Origin of the sequence: Ruegeria sp. HKCCD7251, assembly GCF_013031165.1 — a bacterium.
Classification (GTDB): Bacteria; Pseudomonadota; Alphaproteobacteria; order Rhodobacterales; family Rhodobacteraceae; genus Ruegeria.
This window is the reverse complement of the sequence record NZ_WPZC01000001.1, coordinates 41,597-55,572: the sequence shown is the minus strand read 5'-3', so window position 1 is coordinate 55,572 and position 13,976 is coordinate 41,597. Positions and strand designations below refer to the sequence as shown.

The following is a 13,976-nucleotide window of genomic DNA, read 5'->3' as shown; positions in this document are numbered from 1 at the left end:
ATTGGCGGGCTTTTTCTAACCTGTGGCAGAACGATTAAAGCCCTGACAACGTCTCCATTGGTTGCCAACCTTGCAGCGGTTTCATTTGATCAAGACTGAACTGAAACCAATTTCCGCCTCCGTTCGGGCCCTTATCATAGCGGCGGTCAATCGGCAGACAGGACAAGGCGCAGTAAAGCAAAGTTCCCACACCTCCGTGACCAACAAACAGAATGTCGCCGCCATCGCCGCTGGGCAAACACGCCTTCACCGCGTTCAATATTCGCGCCTGCGCATCAATGGCCCGTTCCCATCCCCGTACTGAACACTCTGGCTGCGCAAAGAACTGATCAGCGACGTCTTCGAATTCGTCAGGGGGCAGAAAACCCGTGCTTGAACGGTCATTCTCATGCATCTCGGGGTTCAACTCGACCCCAATCCCCAGCGCGTCAGCGAAGGGCTGGGCCGTTTCCAAGGGCTTGACCTCCAGACTGCTGACAATACGCGTGGTATGTTTCAATGCTCCTAGGTTCGCGGCCAAGTGCATTACCCGAATTTTGCCTGTTTCGTTTAACGACCAGCGTGTCACGTCGACTGCAGGATCAATCGAAACCTGAGGATGTGTCAGGTATCGGGCGACGCGCCCCTTGGACAGGTCCATTACCGCTCGGTCAGCTTCAATTCGATTCGACGGTTCTGAGCGCGGGCATCTGGCGTGTCGGCGGGGTTGACGGGTTGGAATTCTCCGAAACCGTTGGCTGCCAGCCGTTCGGGCGGGATGCCTAGCGCGTCCACCATGTAACGCACCACCGACAGGGCCCGTCCCTGACTCAATTCCCAGTTATCGCGGTAACGCCCTGTCCCAGCCAGCGGTACGTTGTCCGTGTGGCCATCGACCCTGATAACCCAGTTCAAGCCGTCTGGAATCTCTGCCGCTACGGTTCGCAGAATACTTGCAACTTTGGCGACTTCTAACTGCCCTTCCCCGGACAGAACGGCCGAACCTGTGTCGAAAAGAACCTCGGACGAAAATACGAACCGGTCACCTTCAATCCGAACACCTTCCTGATCACCCAAAACATCACGCAACCGACCAAAGAATTCTGAGCGGTAGCGTTGCAGGTCCTCTGCTTGGGCCACCAGTTCCTCGTTCTGACCTGACAATGCCTCAGCTTCGGCTTCCAAACGGGCGCGTTCGGCTTCCTCGAGCAAGCGGCGACGGCGTTCTTCTGACGCAGCGCGCGCGAGGGCCGCATTCAAATCCTGACCCAGCGACTGGATTTGGATATCCGCAGCCGCATTGCGCTCTTCATAGTCGTCAAGCAAAGCCTGCAGCCCACCCAATTGCTGTCGCAGAGCGGCCATTTGCTGATTTAACAAGGCCGCCTCACGCTGCGCTTTTTCGGAAATCGTCTGCTCAACCGAAAGGGTATCGCGCGCGACCGCAAGCAGGGCTGCGCGTTCTTCGGCCAGCGTCCGCTGCGCCTGAGCCTCATCCTGCGCTTCGACCTGCGCGGCAAGCGCAGCCTCAAGCCGGGCCTGAAGGTCTTGCGCGCTCAACTCTCCGAACTGCCGCTCCAATTCAGCCTTTGCAGCTTGCGCCGCCGCCAAAAGGGTCAGAGTGTCCTCAGCCTCTTTGCGCTGCGCCTCAAGCGCCAGCGTCATAGCCGTTAATTCGGCGTCGGCGTCTTGCAACCTGTTGCGCAGGTTTTCGGCAGCGGCGGCTTCGGCCAGTCTTGCAGCTTCTTCGGCGCTCAGTTGGTCCTCAAGTTCCGTGATTAGCGCCGACTGCGCAGTCTCGGTTTGCTCAAGATCAGCGATCAGCGCTTCAAGCGCCTCACGCCGGGCAGCGGCAAGGCGCGCGGCCTCGGTCTGTTCGTCAATCTCGGCGCGGCTTTGGGCAAGCGCCAGATTCAACGCGTCTTGCTCGGTCAACAGTTCATCGCGCTCTACCTCAAGCCCCGCAATGGCGCCTTCCGCCCGCTCTTGTTCCGCCAATAGCGCGGTGACCTGATCCTCGAAGTCCGTTAGGCGAATTTGGGCTTGAACAAGTTCAGTTTCGACCTGCGTTAAAGTTGAATTCAAAACCCCTAGTCTTGCTTGCAAACGGCTGTTTTCACGTTCTTCCAAACCCAAAGCTCTGGCGAGCGCAGCGATTTCATCAGACAGCGCCGTCAGTTCATCCTCTTGCCCCGAGATCGTTTCGCGCAAGACAAACTGTACGACCATAAAAATGGTCAGCACGAATGTGAGAACCATCAACAACCCGGTGATCGCGTCCACAAATCCGGGCCAGACCGACCCCTGGAACCGTTGACCAGTGCGACGGGACAGCGCCATGGCTTACTCTCCTTCCGGAGCGGTACGCACGGCGCCTCGGGGAAGTGTGAGCGCCTTGACCAGCAACTCGATATCTTTGCGCAATTCGCTCATGCTTTCCTGACGGCCTGCCGAAATCTCTTCGAGTATCCGCAGCAGTTGCACGTCCATCGACCGCAGGCGCATCCGGCTTTCGGCATCGATACCGTCGCCTGTCCCCTGCTCGCGCATTTGATCCAGCAAGGCATCCTGTCCCAGCGCAACACGTTCCAGCGCAGCCGTGACTCCTTCGCTTTCGGATTGCCTTTGATTCATGTCGCCAATCACGTCGACCAGTTGGCCCAGCTTGGCTGACAACTCCACACGGTCGCGCTCCTGCGCTGAAAATAGGTCCTGCAGCGCGTTCATCTGTTCCGACATCGTATCCAGAACCGGGGTCAGGACCGCCAGCTCGGCGCTGCTGCCTTCATCCCCTGCGGCAAATCCAACGCGTGTGATCGAGGACAGCCATTCTTCCAGTTCGCGATAGAACCGGTTTTGTCCGTGCCCCGCAAAAAGCTCTAGCAGACCCACGATCAGCGATCCGGCCAGCCCTAAAAGCGAGGATCCGAACGCAACGCCCATGCCCTGCAACTGCGATTCCAGCCCGACCATGAGGCGATTGAAAACGGCAAGACCTTCTTCGCCTTCCTGCGGATTAAGGCTGCGGATCGTGTCGACAATGGCTGGAACCGTGGTGGCCAATCCAAAGAAAGTCCCCAGAAGGCCCAGATAAATCAGCACGTTGGTGATGTAGCGCGTGATCTCGCGCTCTTCTTCCACCCGTTCGGCCACCGAATCCAGAATGGACCGTGTCGAACTGGAACTGATCTGAGACCGCGCACCGCGTTCGCGCAGCAGCGAAGCCAAGGGGGCCAAAAGCTGCGGGGTGCGGGCATCTTCGCGGACAACACCGCCGACAAACGCCTCAATCCACCGGACCGAGCCGATCAATTGGGTTACCTGATAAAAACAGGCAAAGACGCCGACCACAAAGACCAGCAGGATGAACCCGTTCAGGTAAGGGTTTGCGTAAAAGACCGGCAGGACATATGGCGTCGCCATGAAGACGCCCAACCCCGCCAAACCAATCGCGACCAGCATCGTTACGATCTGGCGAATGGGTTGCGAGAAATGCGGTCTCGCGCCCTGATGTGCCTGCGCCATGCGCGTGGTTCCCGGTTTTTTTCCTGCTCTGCGCTGAATCTAGCGAAATTCCGCCGGTTACGCCAAGGGTTTATGCGGTAATGGTCCGCACCCGTTGCGCCAACCACTCAAGATCAGGATCGTGCAGGCCAATCTCGGTCAGGTGTTCAGCCGTATTATAAAGGTATTCTGTATTCGGACCGCGCCCCCCAACCGCATACGCGATGATCTGCGCCTGCTCCTCCAGCGGCATCCCGCCGCAGTACTGCACATGGTCGGGGTCGATGACATAGGTCACCGCCGTCACGACCTGTCCATCGTGCAGATGCACGTCCAGCATTTTCTCAACATAGGCCGATGAGATCAGTTCGCGGTCGCGCAATTCCTGCAACGTGCGATCCTCGTGCCCCGCCTCAACTGCAAGGGCCAGACCAGTGCAACTCGCGTCGGCCTGTTCATCCAAAGCCAAAACCAGCCCCGGGTCTTCTTCGGTGCCGCGATGGTGGATCGAACTCATGCAAAATGAACGTGCATATCCGTGCAAGGTGGCATGTTCGCTTCGGGCTACGGGAAAGCCGGGATTCCACAACAGCGACCCATATCCGAATACCCACATTGTCATTGCACTGGTCCTTGCTCGTTTGCGCCTATAAACATCAATTCCAAGGCGGGAAAAAGGGCCAACTGCCATGCGCGGTTTGATCAGAGCAGTCATATTCGTATTCGCGATCTGGAGCGCGTACTGGCTCATCGCCGGGTTTGGGCTGCGTAACGCAATAACGACCTGGTTCGACAAGCAGGAAGAAATGGGCTGGCAAGCGGACTTCTCTGCCGTTGAAACCGCGGGCTACCCAACGCATCACGTCACACGGCTGAACAATCCAGCCCTCGCCGATCCCGTCAACGGCACCGCCTGGAGCGCGGATTGGATTGAATTCCAAAGCCCTGCAATCTGGCCGGGTCGTCAAATGCTGCGGTTCGCCGACACGCCGCAGCGCCTGTCCTACTTCGATCAGACTGCAACAATTCAAGCCAGTGACCTTCAGGCAGAATTACAATTGCAACCCGGTGTGGCCCTTGTGTTGGAAAAGATGGCACTGACGGCAGGACCGTGGGCCATCACAGACGATGCCGAGGCGCTGGCAGGCGGCGAGACTCTTGGCTTGGTCATGGAACAAACCGAAATGCCAGAAGCCTATGACATCAGCGCGCGAATTGACGGCTTTACCCCCGGTGACGACCTGCGTGATCTCATGCGTTCAGCAACCACCCTGCCCCAGTCATTCGAGACGTTGGAATTGGACATGACAACCACCTTCGACAAGGTGTGGGATCGCTCGGCGCTTGAACAAAGCAGGCCCCAGCCAGAAAAGATCGACCTTCACCTGGCGGAGATGAAATGGGGTGCGCTACGCCTGTTCGCGACTGGTCAACTGGACGTTGACAATCAGGGCATTCCAACCGGTGAAATCGCGATAAAGGCCGAGAACTGGCGGGACATGGTCGCTATGGCCAATGCCGCGGGTGCCCTGCCCGATCAGGCCGTCAACCCAGTGACACGCGCATTGAATTTCATGGCAGGGCTTGGCGGCAATCCCAATGCGCTGGATATGCAGTTGAATTTCCGAGACGGGTTTGTTGCCTTGGGCCCATTGCCCCTTGGACCCGCACCGCGCCTGATCCTGCGTTAACGGCAGTATGCCCCACGGCGATGGCGCGCCGTGTCCAAGTGGAAATGATCGCGGTGATACCGATCTGAGTTTGGCCCCAACACTGTGCCAAACGGCCCGCACGCGCCGCGCCAGATCTTGATCAACTGTTTCTGTGAAGGGTTCTTGCGCCACCCGTTCAGCACGGTCACGACCTCTCCGTCCGCCATCTTGAAGCCAGAGATATCAATTGCGCGCCCCTTGCCGTGTTCAGAGATACGCGCGCCCTTTTGATTGTTTCGGGTCCGGCAGGCGTAGTGCGCCGCGACTTGCAGTTCGACCACCGGACCACGTCGTTTGAAAGTCGGAATGACCGTCTTGTCCACCCATTCATTCAAAGCAATCGCCGTACCGCAGTCCATTGTCGACGGGCGACTTAACGCGACACCCGATATGGACGTGATCTGAACCGCATCCTTGATCCCGCAGGCCTTGATCTTGCCGGGAACCTTGCCAACGGCCTTGCCCTGTATTTGAATATCACCACAGACTGACCCTTTGCGAAGCTTGCGCTTTTTGAACAACGCCTCCTGTTCCAGCGCTTTCGGGCGCAGATAGGGCATAAGGGACGTATCTGGCCCAAGCGTCGGCACATTCACCGGGCGCGCAGCGACCGCCAGAACCTGAGCTGAAACAGGGCGCAACTCGGGGCGCATCTTGGATGGGGTCGGGCTTGCAAAGGCCAAGACCGGGGCCGCAGAGGGTCGCACCATGGGGATCAGGGAATGTTCCAAAGGGGCCGCGTTCGAAAGCGAGGCGCTGAGCGCCACAATTCCAACCGCCAGAACCCTTTGGACACCTATCATGAGCCAGCTTTCCCCCGTCCAAAATCGGGCGCATCCGTATCCTGCCCCGCGTCAATGATCCCACGGCGGATCGCGCGGGTCCGTGTGAAATAGTCGAACAACTGATCGCCATCACCGGTACGAATAGCCCGCTGCAGGGCGAAAAGCTCTTCGGTGAAGCGGCCCAGAATTTCCAGCGTTGCATCCTTGTTGGTCAGGAACACGTCGCGCCACATGGTCGGGTCCGAGGCAGCAATCCGCGTGAAATCCCGAAAACCGGCGGCCGAATACTTGATGACTTCGCTATCGGTCACCCGGCGCAAGTCGTCCGCCACACCGACCATCGTATAAGCGATCAGATGCGGCGCGTGCGATGTTACGGCGAGAACCAGATCGTGGTGATCCGCATCCATCTCATCGACGTTGGAGCCCATCCCCTCCCACAATGCGCGCAATTGCGCGACGGCTTCGGGGTCGGTGCCTTCGACCGGGACCAACAGACACCAGCGGTTGTCAAACAACTCAGCGAAACCGGCTTCGGGGCCGGAATGCTCGGTTCCCGCCAGGGGATGCGCAGGGATGAAATGCACGCCGTCGGGGATGTGCGGCGACACCGCCTCAATCACATGGCGCTTGACCGAGCCCACATCCGATACGGTTGCACCCGGCTTCAATACTGGCGCTATATCGGCGGCTACCGCGCCCATCGCGCCAACCGGCACACAGAGAACGACCAGATCGGCCCCTTTAACGGCCTCCTGAGCCGTATCACAGACCCGATCGCACAGGCCAATCTTGCGCGCGGTTTCGCGCGTCGCGTGGGACCGGGCGTACCCCGTCACCTCACCCGCCAGACCCGCGCGCTTGATGGCCCAGAACATCGAAGATGCAATCAGGCCCAGCCCAATCAGCGCGACACGGTCGTAAACTTGGGTCATGCGGCGCCCTCTTTGAATTCAGTGATCGCCGCGACGACGCGGCGGCAGGCTTCTTCGTCGCCCACGGTGATCCGCAAAGCGTTCGGCAGGTTGTAACCCGCCACACGGCGCACGATCAAACCCTGCGTTTTCAGGTAATCGTCACATGCCTCAGCTTCGACCTGATCGCGGAACCGCGCGAGAATAAAATTCGTGCTGGACGCGTCCGACGGCACGCCGATCTTGGCAAGTTCATCCGCCAGCCACACCCGCAGCCGCGCATTTTCCGTGTGACAGAAGGTCAGATACTCTTCGTCCTTGATCGCAGCTTCGGCCGCCGCCAGCGCAGTCAGCGACAGATTGAAGGGCTGGCGCACCCGATTCAACACATCGATAATCGCCTGCGCGGCATAGCCCCAGCCGACGCGCATCCCGCCAAGCCCGTAAATCTTGGAGAACGTCCGGGTCATGATCACGTTCTCGAACCGGTCCACCAGCGCTGCCCCACCGTCGAAATTTGCGACAAATTCCGCATAGGCCCCGTCGATGACCATCAGGCACGATTGCGGAAGGGCCTCGGCCAAGCGCAACAATTCAGCCTCTGGGATCATGGTCGAGGTCGGGTTGCCCGGATTGGTCACGTACACGATCCGTGTCTGCCCGGTTACGGCCGCCAGAATATTATCGACATCCACGCGACGGTCCGTCTCGGGCACCATGACCGGAGTTGCCCCCGCCATCTTTGCGATGATGGGGTACATAGAAAAGCCGTGCTCGGTATAGATGACCTCATCCCCCGGGCCAGCATAGGCTTGAGCCACGAATTGAAGCACTTCATCACTGCCGACACCGCAAATGATCCGCGCCGGGTCCAGACCGTGGCGCGCACCAATCGCAGCGCGTAGGCTGGCGTGATCGGTGCTGGGATAACGATGCAAGGTGGCCGCAGTGTCGCGCACAGCCTCAATCGCCTTGGGACTGGGACCAAACGGGTTTTCGTTGGAACTCAGCTTGATCACATGCTTGACCCCGGCCACATGCGACTGTCCGCCCTGATAGAGCGCGATGTCCATAATGCCGGGTTGCGGGGTGATCTTTGTCATAAGAGGCTCCGTTTATTGAAGCCTCTCATACCTGTCTCAACGCCTTGAGAAAAGCGGCAATTCCGTCACGCCGCTTTGAAGCGGGCCGTTGCCGGATCAGCATCGTAATAGGGCGCGAATTCCTCGGTCCGGTGGGACAGGTCATTGACGCTGTCGATTATGAATTGAACCGTCTCATCGCTCATCAGGTACGAAAAGTTCAGACGCACCCAGCCCGGTTTCTTCATCTCTTCCCCCGCCGACAAAGCCGCGTGCAGCCCCTCGGACGCGGCCTGGTCGATTCCCAGCAAACGATGCGCATAAGGTCCGGCGCAGGCGCAGCCCCCACGTGCCTGAATACCGTAGATGTCGCTGAGCATCCGGGTGAAGAGTTGCTGGTGAACCGGATGACCCGCATTGTCGCGCACAAGGAAGGAATAGATCGGTAGCCGATGCGGATGATCCGCGCCCAGCAAGGTCAGGTTCGGGTTGTCGCCCCATCCGTCCAAAGCCATTTGGTTATTGCGTTCCTCCCTTCTGGCAATCTCATCCGTGCCGACCACATCCTTGACGATAAAGGCCAGCGCAGCCCGAATATCTCCGATCACGTTCGGTGTTCCCGCTTCCTCGCGCGTGGCAAGGTCTTCGCTGTAATCGTGTCGCCATGGTGAGACAAAGCTGACGGTGCCACCGCCCGGCCAACTGGGGCAGTTGCGTTTGACCGCAGCCTTGTTGACGATCAAAACCCCGGATGCACCCGGCCCGCCAGGAAATTTGTGGGGTGAAACGACGATAGCGTCCTTGCGCGCATCTTCAGGCCCCATGTCCATTGGCAGGTACGGCCCGCCCCCCGCATAATCCCAAACTGACAAAGCCCCATGAGCCTTGAGCAGTCGGGTCACAGAATCCGGGTCGGTAACGATGCCGGTCACGTTTGATGCCGCCGAGAATGACCCGATGATCAAATCCGACGCGGCATGATCTACCAGCATCCTCTCCAATACGTCGAGGTCGATGCCACCTTCCGGTGCCTCAGGAATCTCGATCACACGCGCTTTGCTTTCGCGCCAGGGCAGAATGTTGGAATGGTGTTCATAAGGCCCGATAAATACAACCGGCCGGTCAGCCGCCTCCACACCAAGCAGACTGACCAGCCGATTGAGACCCGCAGTGGCGCCGGCCCCAGTGAAGATCACCGCGTCCTCTTCCTTGGCACCAACAATGCGAGCGATCTCTGCGCGTGCCTCACGGCGCAGACGGGTCATGTAGGACCCGCAATAGGAAGCCTCGGTATGGCTATTTGCATAAAAGGGCAGCACCTGTTCAGCGACAAACTCTTCGACCTGCCGCAGCGCCCGACCCGAGGCGACGTAATCCGCGTAAACCAGCGGAACATCCCCATGCAGACCAGGAATCAGAGCATTCTCTCCGATCAATCCGTCACGCAGACTTGTGATAGGAGTGGTGGCTTCTAGTGCTGCGCGAAATCTGGATAGGGTCATTTTATGGCTCCGTATTGTACCATCAAATATGATTGAGGTTACTCAAATAAACTTCACCGTTCTTTTGGTAGTTTTTCGATTTTTTGTGTCATATGATTAGGAATGTCGAAAAAAATAGATCAAATAGATAATCGAATACTGCGTGAGCTTCAGAAGGACGCGACCTTGTCACAGCGGGAATTGGCAGATCGTGTCGGGCTGTCGCAGAACGCATGTTGGCGCCGGTTGAAGGCGTTGAACGAGGATGGGGTAATAACCGGCTCATCAGCCCGAATCTCGCGCGAGAAATTGGGCCTAAACCTGATTGTCTTTGTCATGCTACGCACCCGGCACCATTCTGCGGAATGGCTACAATCTTTCAGAAGCCACGTTCTGACCATTCCCGAAGTTGTGGATTTCCACCGGATCGGCGGCGACTATGACTATCAACTGAAAGTGGTGACCGAAGACATGGTGGCCTATGACAAGGTCTATCAGCGTTTGATCGAAAAAGTCGAACTGGACAGTGTGACCTCGTATTTTGCAATGGAAGCTATTGCCGAAGGTCGACCGCTGCCGATCTGACCCGCCTCTTCATCTGGCCAGAAATATCCCGGGGGAGTCGCGCAGCGACGGGGGCAGAGCCCCCACAAAAAAAAGACCGCGCTGAAAGCGCGGCCCTTTGGATCATGTGTATCGGCGAAGATTAGTTCTTCGCGTAGAATTCGACGACCAGGTTCGGCTCCATCATGACCGGGTAAGGCACATCGCTCAGGCCCGGTGCACGAACGAAAGTCGCGGTCATTTTCGAGTGATCAGCGTCGATGTAGTCAGGCACATCACGCTCGGCCAGAGCAACAGCTTCCAGAACAACAGCCAGTTGCTTGGACTTGTCGCGCACTTCGATCACGTCGCCTTCTTTGACGCGGTAGCTGGGGATGTTGACCCGCTTGCCGTTCACTTTGACGTGGCCGTGGTTCACGAACTGACGTGCGGCAAACACGGTCGGAACGAACTTGGCGCGGTAGACGACGGCGTCCAGACGACGCTCCAGCAGACCGATCAGGTTTTCACCGGTGTCGCCTTTGACACGCTCGGCTTCGGCGTAGATGCGGCGGAACTGCTTCTCGGTCAGGTCGCCATAGTAGCCTTTCAGCTTCTGCTTGGCGCGCAGCTGCAGACCGAAGTCCGACAGTTTGCCCTTACGGCGCTGGCCGTGCTGGCCGGGACCGTATTCGCGACGGTTGATCGGGGATTTCGGACGACCCCAGATATTTTCGCCCATCCGGCGGTCGATTTTGTACTTGGCAGACGTGCGTTTGGTCACGGCTGATCTCCTTCGATTAGGTCGAAGCCCATGCAGGCCACTATGAAGGGCGTTGTCCTCTTGAGGTTTCCCCCATGACAGGCATCCCCTTGCGGGGGCCACCAACACCAATGAAGCCGCGCTTATATCCGCAGAAGCGGCAGAGTCAACACACCGATTGACACATAACCAGAGTTTGCAGAAACCTTTTGCCGGTCGCTTAGTCCAGCGCGGTACCCACATTCACCGCAGGCAGGGGCGCAAGCTCACGGTGGTCTGCATTTGCCTGCAATCTGCCGGGAAACGCAACGACCCGATCATCGCCAGAAACGGCCTCGCCGCTGTACTGCCGCAACTGAACAAGTTCGCTCACCCAATAGTCCTGATCGCGGGCCGGGCATCCATTGTCGAAGACAAGAACCGGCGTTGGCTCGTCTAGTACAGAATACAGCACACCGGTGAATTCCTGCGCACCGTTGGTCAGAACGACTACTCCTGCCTCAGAACAATCCAGATCATCTATCGACAGAAACTGGTTCGGCATGACCGCCGTCTGTGACCCCGCCTGCTCAACCGGGCCCACCAAAATCATTGCCTGGCCCCGCCAAGACCACGCTGCGCCGATGTTCAGAAACGAAAGAGGTGCGGCCTCGAGCCCATCGAGTTCCGTCTGCTTCCATTGGATGACTACACGACCGCTTTGTCCGGCTCTCATTTTGTACCGCCCGCACCCTTCAACACGTCACTGCTCACGTGGTCGTTCTTATCAGCGAAGAATCTGGCAGAAAAGAGACGTTAATATACTGTTAACAAAAATGTGGCCAAAGAGATTCAACTTTTGGACGCCAGCGGGAAACTATCCCGCCGGCGAAAGGGTCATTATAGCCACCTTATAACAGATCGTTTAGCCGCATTTGGAATGCCCGCAGCTTCGGCATGTCATACAGCCCTCGATCATTACCATATCGAACTGCCCGCAAGACGGGCACGCCTTGCTGCGTGGCCCATCCATGTTCACCACTTGCGCCTGCGGGTCGGACTTGAGGCCCATTCCCTCGCCTTCCAGGAATCCGATGTTGATAAGGTGTTGTTCGATGACGCCACCAATCGCAGCAAGGATCGACGGGATGTACTTGCCCTGAACCCAGGCCCCGCCGCGCGGGTCGAACACGGCCTTCAGCTCTTCCACCACGAATGACACATCACCACCACGCCGAAACACGGCCGAGATCATCCGGGTCAGCGCCAGCGTCCAGGCGTAGTGCTCCATGTTTTTCGAGTTGATGAACACCTCGAACGGACGACGACGCCCACCAATCACGATATCGTTGATGGTCAGGTAGATCGCGTGCTCGCTATCGGGCCATTTCAGCTTGTAGGTCGACCCCTCCAGCGATTGCGGCCGGTCCAGCGGTTCGGACATGTAGATCACGTCGCCGCCATCAACCTCGTGCGGCGCGTCGGCGCTCTCGCCCGGGACCTTGTCCGCGCTTTCAGAAACCGTCAGGACCGATCCGGTCACATCATTTGGACGATAGGTCGTGCAGCCTTTGCAGCCTTGATCCCAGGCCTGCATGTAGACGTCTTTGAACGCGTCAAAGCTGATGTCTTCGGGGCAGTTGATCGTCTTGGAAATCGAGCTGTCGATCCATTTCTGCGCCGCCGCCTGCATTTTGACGTGATCCGAAGGGGACAGCGTCTGCGCGTTCACGAAATAATCGGGCAGGGCGGTCTCGCCGAACTTGTCGCGCCACATCTGCACGGCATAATCCACGACCTCTTCTTCGGTGCGCGAGCCATCTTTCTGCAGCACCTTGCGCGTGTAGGCATAGGCAAAGACCGGCTCGATCCCCGAAGATACGTTACCCGCATAAAGCGATATCGTCCCCGTCGGCGCGATCGAGGTCAGCAAAGCGTTACGAATGCCGTGTTCGCGAATGGCATCGCGTACATCCTCATCCATCTGCTGCATCGTGCCGCTGGCCAGATATTTCTCGGCGTCAAACAAAGGGAACGCGCCTTTTTCCTTCGCCAAATCCACCGACGCCAGATACGCGGCGCGGGCGATCGCGTGCAACCAGCGTTCGGTCTGACGCGCCGCCTCGTCCGAGCCATAGCGCAGACCCAGCATCAACAGCGCATCGGCCAGCCCGGTCACACCCAGCCCGATGCGGCGCTTGTCCTGCGCCTCGGCTTCTTGTTCGATCAACGGGAATTTCGACGCATCCACCACGTTGTCCATCATACGGACGGCTGTGGCGACCAGTTCCTGCAATGCAGCCTCATCCAGATGGGCGGCGTCCTCAAAGGGTTCCGCCACCAGCCGCGCAAGGTTGATCGAGCCCAGCAGACACGCGCCATATGGCGGCAGGGGCTGCTCGCCACAGGGGTTCGTCGCCGCAATGGTTTCCACATAGCTGAGGTTGTTGGCCTGATTGATGCGGTCGATGAAGATCACGCCCGGCTCGGCATAATCATAGGTGGCCTGCATGATCTTGTTCCACAGATCACGCGCTTGCACCGTTTGATAGACCTTGCCGCCAAAGACCAATTCCCACGGTCCGTCGGCCTTGACCGCCTCCATGAACGGGTCTGTCACAAGAACCGACATGTTGAACATGCGCAAACGGGCGGGGTCGGATTTGGCGGTGATGAACTGTTCGATGTCCGGGTGATCGCAGCGCATGGTCGCCATCATCGCCCCACGGCGCGAACCCGCAGACATGATGGTGCGGCACATCGCGTCCCACACATCCATGAACGACAGCGGGCCAGAGGCATCCGCAGCTACCCCATGCACATCCGCGCCGCGTGGTCGGATGGTTGAGAAATCGTAACCGATCCCCCCGCCCTGCTGCATCGTCAGTGCGGCCTCTTTCAGCATATCGAAAATGCCGCCCATACTGTCGGGAATAGTGCCCATGACAAAACAGTTGAACAGCGTTACCTGACGCGCGGTCCCGGCGCCCGCGGTGATGCGTCCGGCGGGGAGGTATTTGAAATCCTCCAGCGCCTCAAAGAACTTGTCCTCCCAATGGGCCGCGTCTTTTTCCACACGTGCCAGATCGCGGGCGATGCGTCGCCAGCTATCCTCGACGGTTTGGTCAATAGGTGTGCCATCCGCCTGCTTGAAGCGGTATTTCATGTCCCAGATCTGCTCGGCGATGGGGGCGGCAAAGCGGCTCATTGGTGATTCCCTGTCCTGAAAGAGGT

The 13,976-nt window shown here is 58.4% G+C and carries 13 protein-coding genes; 2 read left to right on the top strand and 11 right to left on the bottom strand.

The window, feature by feature from the left end:
• Positions 1–34 precede the first annotated feature (34 nt).
• From GOX75_RS00240 to GOX75_RS00225, 4 genes are all read right to left on the bottom strand, one after another.
• Positions 35–640 carry a histidine phosphatase family protein gene (locus GOX75_RS00240; RefSeq protein WP_171120194.1) on the bottom strand — a complete coding sequence of 202 codons (606 nt, stop codon included), beginning with the start codon at positions 638–640 and terminating at the stop codon, positions 35–37.
• On the bottom strand, positions 640–2,319 hold the full coding sequence (locus tag GOX75_RS00235; RefSeq protein WP_171120192.1) for a peptidoglycan -binding protein: 1,680 nt from the start codon (positions 2,317–2,319) through the stop codon (positions 640–642). The genes GOX75_RS00240 and GOX75_RS00235 overlap by 1 nt, the downstream gene beginning before the upstream one ends.
• Positions 2,320–2,322: 3 nt before the next feature.
• Entirely contained in the window at positions 2,323–3,504 is a 1,182-nt protein-coding gene (locus tag GOX75_RS00230; protein ID WP_171120190.1) for a biopolymer transporter ExbB, read from the bottom strand.
• A 70-nt stretch (positions 3,505–3,574) separates the two neighbouring features.
• Entirely contained in the window at positions 3,575–4,105 is a 531-nt protein-coding gene (locus GOX75_RS00225; RefSeq protein ID WP_171120188.1) for a gamma-glutamylcyclotransferase, read from the bottom strand.
• Between the two features lie 67 nt (positions 4,106–4,172).
• Between GOX75_RS00225 and GOX75_RS00220 the strand changes: the two genes are divergently transcribed.
• Positions 4,173–5,174, top strand: coding sequence for a DUF2125 domain-containing protein (locus GOX75_RS00220; protein WP_171120186.1), 1,002 nt, complete (start codon positions 4,173–4,175; stop codon positions 5,172–5,174).
• Here the strand turns inward: GOX75_RS00220 and GOX75_RS00215 are convergent.
• The 4 genes from GOX75_RS00215 to GOX75_RS00200 all read right to left on the bottom strand — a co-directional run bounded on the left by GOX75_RS00215 (position 5,171) and on the right by GOX75_RS00200 (position 9,478).
• The gene (locus tag GOX75_RS00215; protein WP_171120184.1) at positions 5,171–5,998 is read right to left on the bottom strand and encodes an extensin family protein; all 828 of its coding nucleotides are present in this window, start codon (positions 5,996–5,998) and stop codon (positions 5,171–5,173) included. The two genes, GOX75_RS00220 and GOX75_RS00215, sit on opposite strands and share 4 nt — an antisense overlap.
• Entirely contained in the window at positions 5,995–6,915 is a 921-nt protein-coding gene (locus GOX75_RS00210) for a prephenate/arogenate dehydrogenase family protein (RefSeq protein ID WP_171120182.1), read from the bottom strand. Before GOX75_RS00210 ends, GOX75_RS00215 begins: the two co-directional genes overlap by 4 nt.
• Positions 6,912–7,997 (bottom strand): histidinol-phosphate transaminase, encoded by a 1,086-nt coding sequence (gene hisC / locus GOX75_RS00205; protein WP_171120180.1) that lies wholly within the window; start codon positions 7,995–7,997, stop codon positions 6,912–6,914. Before hisC ends, GOX75_RS00210 begins: the two co-directional genes overlap by 4 nt.
• A gap of 65 nt (positions 7,998–8,062) precedes the next feature.
• Positions 8,063–9,478: an aminotransferase class V-fold PLP-dependent enzyme gene (locus GOX75_RS00200; protein WP_171120178.1), complete on the bottom strand. Its 1,416-nt coding sequence runs from the start codon at positions 9,476–9,478 to the stop codon at positions 8,063–8,065.
• A 102-nt stretch (positions 9,479–9,580) separates the two neighbouring features.
• On the opposite strand from GOX75_RS00200, the gene GOX75_RS00195 reads away from it, so the two are divergent.
• Complete coding sequence (locus tag GOX75_RS00195) at positions 9,581–10,042, top strand: Lrp/AsnC family transcriptional regulator (protein WP_171120176.1); 462 nt, start codon at positions 9,581–9,583, stop codon at positions 10,040–10,042.
• 121 nt (positions 10,043–10,163) lie between these two features.
• On the opposite strand, the gene rpsD is transcribed toward GOX75_RS00195, so the two are convergent.
• The 3 genes from rpsD to GOX75_RS00180 all read right to left on the bottom strand — a co-directional run bounded on the left by rpsD (position 10,164) and on the right by GOX75_RS00180 (position 13,950).
• Positions 10,164–10,784 carry a 30S ribosomal protein S4 gene (gene rpsD, locus GOX75_RS00190; RefSeq protein ID WP_170325974.1) on the bottom strand — a complete coding sequence of 207 codons (621 nt, stop codon included), beginning with the start codon at positions 10,782–10,784 and terminating at the stop codon, positions 10,164–10,166.
• A 199-nt stretch (positions 10,785–10,983) separates the two neighbouring features.
• Positions 10,984–11,478 (bottom strand): hypothetical protein, encoded by a 495-nt coding sequence (locus tag GOX75_RS00185; RefSeq protein WP_171120174.1) that lies wholly within the window; start codon positions 11,476–11,478, stop codon positions 10,984–10,986.
• Between the two features lie 189 nt (positions 11,479–11,667).
• Positions 11,668–13,950, bottom strand: a complete 2,283-nt coding sequence (locus tag GOX75_RS00180; RefSeq protein ID WP_171120172.1) for an adenosylcobalamin-dependent ribonucleoside-diphosphate reductase — start codon at positions 13,948–13,950, stop codon at positions 11,668–11,670.
• Positions 13,951–13,976: the final 26 nt, after the last annotated feature.

Excerpts from the sequence above, each read along its gene's own strand:
- GOX75_RS00185 (WP_171120174.1), bottom strand. The coding sequence starts at position 11,478 with ATGAGAGCCGGACAAAGCGGTCGTGTAGTCATCCAATGGAAGCAGACG.
- GOX75_RS00195 (WP_171120176.1), top strand. The coding sequence starts at position 9,581 with ATGTCGAAAAAAATAGATCAAATAGATAATCGAATACTGCGTGAGCTT.
- GOX75_RS00230 (WP_171120190.1), bottom strand. The coding sequence starts at position 3,504 with ATGGCGCAGGCACATCAGGGCGCGAGACCGCATTTCTCGCAACCCATT.
- GOX75_RS00180 (WP_171120172.1), bottom strand. The coding sequence starts at position 13,950 with ATGAGCCGCTTTGCCGCCCCCATCGCCGAGCAGATCTGGGACATGAAA.
- GOX75_RS00215 (WP_171120184.1), bottom strand. The coding sequence starts at position 5,998 with ATGATAGGTGTCCAAAGGGTTCTGGCGGTTGGAATTGTGGCGCTCAGC.
- hisC (WP_171120180.1), bottom strand. The coding sequence starts at position 7,997 with ATGACAAAGATCACCCCGCAACCCGGCATTATGGACATCGCGCTCTAT.
- GOX75_RS00240 (WP_171120194.1), bottom strand. The coding sequence starts at position 640 with ATGGACCTGTCCAAGGGGCGCGTCGCCCGATACCTGACACATCCTCAG.
- GOX75_RS00235 (WP_171120192.1), bottom strand. The coding sequence starts at position 2,319 with ATGGCGCTGTCCCGTCGCACTGGTCAACGGTTCCAGGGGTCGGTCTGG.
- GOX75_RS00210 (WP_171120182.1), bottom strand. The coding sequence starts at position 6,915 with ATGACCCAAGTTTACGACCGTGTCGCGCTGATTGGGCTGGGCCTGATT.
- GOX75_RS00220 (WP_171120186.1), top strand. The coding sequence starts at position 4,173 with ATGCGCGGTTTGATCAGAGCAGTCATATTCGTATTCGCGATCTGGAGC.
- GOX75_RS00225 (WP_171120188.1), bottom strand. The coding sequence starts at position 4,105 with ATGACAATGTGGGTATTCGGATATGGGTCGCTGTTGTGGAATCCCGGC.
- GOX75_RS00200 (WP_171120178.1), bottom strand. The coding sequence starts at position 9,478 with ATGACCCTATCCAGATTTCGCGCAGCACTAGAAGCCACCACTCCTATC.